General features: G+C 39.3%; 6 protein-coding genes. 4 read left to right on the top strand and 2 right to left on the bottom strand.

The features are described 5' to 3' along the window. The 4 genes from ACEW8O_RS06150 to ACEW8O_RS06165 form a co-directional block, all read left to right on the top strand. Positions 1-758 (top strand): DUF6090 family protein (locus tag ACEW8O_RS06150; RefSeq protein ID WP_373493746.1); only part of this gene is annotated, 758 nt, incomplete at its 5' end. A gap of 37 nt (positions 759-795) precedes the next feature. Next, positions 796-1,488, top strand: coding sequence for a DUF6090 family protein (locus ACEW8O_RS06155; RefSeq protein ID WP_373493747.1), 693 nt, complete (start codon positions 796-798; stop codon positions 1,486-1,488). A gap of 40 nt (positions 1,489-1,528) precedes the next feature. Beyond that, positions 1,529-1,987, top strand: coding sequence for a DUF6090 family protein (locus ACEW8O_RS06160; protein WP_373493748.1), 459 nt, complete (start codon positions 1,529-1,531; stop codon positions 1,985-1,987). Between the two features lie 93 nt (positions 1,988-2,080). Continuing rightward, positions 2,081-2,803 carry a hypothetical protein gene (locus ACEW8O_RS06165; protein WP_373493749.1) on the top strand — a complete coding sequence of 241 codons (723 nt, stop codon included), beginning with the start codon at positions 2,081-2,083 and terminating at the stop codon, positions 2,801-2,803. Between the two features lie 120 nt (positions 2,804-2,923). On the opposite strand, the gene ACEW8O_RS06170 is transcribed toward ACEW8O_RS06165, so the two are convergent. Together ACEW8O_RS06170 and ACEW8O_RS06175 are read right to left on the bottom strand one after the other, a co-directional pair. Further along, entirely contained in the window at positions 2,924-3,127 is a 204-nt protein-coding gene (locus ACEW8O_RS06170) for a hypothetical protein (RefSeq protein ID WP_373493750.1), read from the bottom strand. A gap of 158 nt (positions 3,128-3,285) precedes the next feature. After that, positions 3,286-4,337 (bottom strand): dipeptidase (locus tag ACEW8O_RS06175; protein ID WP_373493751.1); only part of this gene is annotated, 1,052 nt, incomplete at its 5' end.

Genomic DNA, 4,337 nt, shown 5'->3' on the forward strand with positions numbered 1-4,337 from the left:
AATTTTTCCGCAAAATCCGCCAAAAACTCCTTGAGCAAAACAAAATAGGTAGTTACCTCAAATACGCCATTGGAGAAATCTTCCTTGTCGAGATCGGGAGTGTGATTGCTTTGCAGGTAAATAACTGGAATGAAAAACGCAAGGACAAAATCAAATCATACAGCTATTTGCTGCGACTGAATGAGGATTTAGACCTGATACTCTCAGATGTGGACAATTCATTGAAAGGAGCAGAGAGAAAGTTAAAAAATTCAATTATTGTCCAGGAAGCTTTGGAAGCCAAACAACTATCCATATCAAAAAAAGAGAATTTTGATTTATACCTAAGTGAGTACCACCAGTTTTACATCATGATACAGGATGCAAAGACCTACACTGAGATGATGAGTGTGGGAGAGATTAATTTAATTGAAAATCAATGGATTAGAGATGCGTTCTCCAGTCTTGCTAATCACCGGGAATTCATAATGGAGGTAAATAGGATGAATACAGAAATTCAAATGCAAAACAGTCAATTTTTCGAAACCTATGTTCGGTTTCGATTCGAAAATGCATTAACAGATTCTACCATTTCCCTTCCTTCTTATGATTTCCAAGCCATGGCGGCAGATGAAAAGTTTATCAATAAAATTTCCAAACAGTCTAGATCCTGGAATGCAATTTTAGAAATGTTCAAAGATTACAATTCGCAAGGGCTACAGATCCGGGATTCCGTTCAATCAGAACTCAAAAAATTCCATTTAAAAGGTTTTCAATAATATGCTATTTCTCCTCCGAAAAATCCGTCGCAAGCTTATGCAAAAGAACAAGTTCACTACCTACCTGCTCTATGCCATTGGTGAGATTGTGCTGGTGGTCGTTGGTATTCTGATTGCGGTGAGTATTAATGATTGGAATCAAGGCAGAAAAGATGCTGTATTACAAGAAAAAATCCTTCAAAGTCTTAGAGATGATCTGAGGTATAATCTCATTGAAATTCAAAGAGTAATGTTCGAAGATTCCGTTCAGACAGTGAAAAACCGTTTGCTGCTAAGTTTAATGTTTGATCCACAATCAAAATATAATGACTCGCTGCAAACATATTTTGGCGAAATCAGCAGGTATGATGTATTCTCACCTCGAAGAATGGCCTATGAGGCCCTTAAAGTTAAAGGATTGGAAATCATTGAAAGTGAACCATTGCGCTCAGAGATCATCAAACTGTATGATGAAAAGTATCCTTTAAACGCATTGATGCTTGATTTACGGAAAGATTTGCACATCAATTCCGTCAACCTTTATAACAAAAGGTTCCTCACAATGGAAAAAGTGAACAATAAGATACCGATTGATTTCGAGCAGCTCAAAAAGGATCAGGAGTTCATCAACAGCCTTTCTTATATTGCTGCTGAGGGTTCAAACTTTGTCCGACACCTCAATAGTATGAGAACCCAAACAAAAATTGTTATGGATAAAATCAGTCAGGAGCTACTGAGATTGAGCGAGTAGCTAACTAAATTAGCTTAAATCACCAAAATATAAGACTATTATGCTCTTCCCTCTTCGAAAAATACCTGAAACACAAGTTGACTGGATTCAACGACTAAACAGATTTTCCATTGGTGAAATCCTGCTGGTCGTCATCGGAATTCTTATAGCCTTACAAATCAACAATGCAAATGAGGCACACAAGGCAAAGCAATCTGAACAGGTCGTTTTAAAAAATCTTATCCAAGATTTGAGAGCAAATTCGCTCGCCTTCAATGATAATCTTGATATTTTAAGTAAAATTAATAACCTACATCAGATACTTTATGAAATCGGCGTCAAAGGGATGGACTCGGAAATTGAAGATCCCAATCTGATCAGGCGACTGATCTATTATAATCCCATAGCAATTAAGAATGATCCTTTTGTTGCTGACAAAATATCAAATGTGTACATCAGAAAAGAGATAAACACTTACTCCAGGTACTTAAAAGATCTGATCCAAAAAGAACTCAAATGATGAAATCAAGCATGACCCGAAGCGACACACAGAGGGATGATTATATTCCATGCGAAGATTCCATGTGGCAATTAAAAAACAAAATATAAACACATGAAACGAATCCTATCCACCCTCAAAGAAAAATGGCCGGAATACATCCTCGAAATTATCGTGCTGATCATCGGTATCTGGGGCGCCTTTGAGCTGTCAAACTATGGGGAAAATAAAAACCGCAAGAGGGCAGAACTTGAAATCCTGAAGGGATGCAAAACGGAATTAGTGACCGACTTGGCGGAAATCAATTTCAATATGGATGAACTCAGGAAAAGCCAGAACGCCTTAAACCTAATCCTTGAAGTTTTGGAAAATGACGGTTCCTACCACGATTCCCTGGCTTCTCAATTCATTTATACACTTTTACCCCTCCATTTTGTCCACTCGACAAGTTCCTTCGAAACCGCTAAATCCAAGGGATTAGACATCATTTCCAACACCGATATCCGAAATAAGCTGATCGCTGTCTACGATTCTCAATATGATTTTTTCCTAAAAGCGGAGGCTGAGGAATTGGCCGAAGTACAATACAACATGAGGCATATCCTGGCTAGACGATTTGAATCAGGATGGAATTATTCGGGGAAAGATACTTTTGAAGGAAGCATGATTCCATTGGATTTTGAATCCCTCAAAACTGACCAAGAATTCATTTACTTTATCAAAACCCAACAGAATCGTACCCGGTCCTATGTTGGTTACTTTTATGAAAACCTGAGGAAATCGGTAGCATCCATGATCCATGATTTGGAGATCGAAATAAACAGGCTGGATAGATGAAAAATTCCTTAGCCAACTGATAAAACCAAAACATTTAACTGATTTACTCATGTAAAAAAATCAGTGAAAATCTGCCAAATCAGCGTTATCAGTGTGCCATTACAAACATAAATTGCAATTCTATAAAATCCCTGCCAGTAATTTTTTCAACAATACTTGCCAGAAAAATATAGCTGAATTGCTGTATTCATACTTTTCTCTCGGCTGGGCCAGCATAGAAGGATGGTATTTGCGCAAGTCTCCATTGTCGGCCATTTTGGTTTTGTCCCAATACTTGCCCATGATATCCTGATAATCCGGCAACCCATTGGTCTGGGTAAGCAATTGCCAATTTAAATATGGAGCTTTTGAGTGGTTATGGCGATCACTTACCTATCTAAAGCTACAGCCTTTTAGAATGTCACATGCTCATCCGGTGGCAATGCAAGAAAAATGAAAAGGCATATGTTCAGATATTTAAGTTTTTATTTGGTTTATAAATTCTAACTCCAGGCTTTTCTTAAAAATCTTACCCAATTTCCGAACATCACCCCTTCCACATCTTTGGTACTGTATCCTCTTTTCCTCAAAAGCGAAGAAATGGTTTGTAAATCTGCAATAGTTTCCAAATCATAAGGACATTGTTCCCTACCAAAAGCACCGTCTAAGTCTGAACCTATTCCTATATGATTGGAATTCCCTGCAATCTGACAGATATGGTCCATATGGTCAATGACTTTTTCAAGATTGCAATTCATTCCTTTTGGTGTGGATTTTCCCCTTTCCCAGTTGGGCACCATCATCCAGGCATCCAATGCTCCACCGATAACAGCACCTCTTTCAATCAGGACTTTAATCTGTTCATCTGAAAATTGGCGTTTATGAACCACCATTTTCCGGCAATTACTGTGGCTTGCCCAAACATGGCCATTAAAAATATCCATGGCTTCCCAGAAACTGTCATCACAAAGATGGGTTGCATCCAAGATGATGTTCATCCGTTCCATCTCTTTTAAAAGTTCTCTGCCATCTTGCCCAAGTCCTCCTGAGGCATCAGTTCCGTTGGCATATCTCCCTGGACCATAGTGTGCTGGCCCTAATGCTCTCAGTCCATTCTGATAGGCTTTTTCAAGATAATTTAAGTTGACTATAGAATCCGCTCCCTCCAAGGACAGGATATATCCAATGGGTTTGGTACTCCAAGGCAACTCGTGCATCCAAAGTTGGAGATGCTTTTCGAGACTTTCTAGATCTGTGACCTGAACCATTTCTCCTTCCTCTTCCATGGCCTTATACCAAGCCAATTGTCCCTGCGTCTGGGCCCAGGCCTGTTCAGCAGAATGCCAGCCTGGTAAAGGATTCCCCTCCTTCACATACCTTGCAATCTGAGTAGCAACTACCAATCCGATATTTCCTTTCCTTAATTCGGGAAGCGAAACGACCGCATTGCCCCTATCGGGCTTGTCATTTTGCCCTTTCTCCCTTTGGTTGATTTCAGCAACAGGTCTTTTGAGGTCCCTGTTCCATTCAAGGGCATTCATACTTAGGTCGAGAT

This window comes from Aquiflexum sp., assembly GCF_041749095.1.
In the GTDB taxonomy this organism is placed as follows: Bacteria; Bacteroidota; Bacteroidia; order Cytophagales; family Cyclobacteriaceae; genus Aquiflexum.

What these genes read in the sequence shown, in the direction of transcription:
- ACEW8O_RS06155 (WP_373493747.1), top strand. Translation starts at nt 796, where the DNA reads ATGCAAAAGAACAAGTTCACTACCTACCTGCTCTATGCCATTGGTGAG.
- ACEW8O_RS06160 (WP_373493748.1), top strand. Translation starts at nt 1,529, where the DNA reads ATGCTCTTCCCTCTTCGAAAAATACCTGAAACACAAGTTGACTGGATT.
- ACEW8O_RS06165 (WP_373493749.1), top strand. Translation starts at nt 2,081, where the DNA reads ATGAAACGAATCCTATCCACCCTCAAAGAAAAATGGCCGGAATACATC.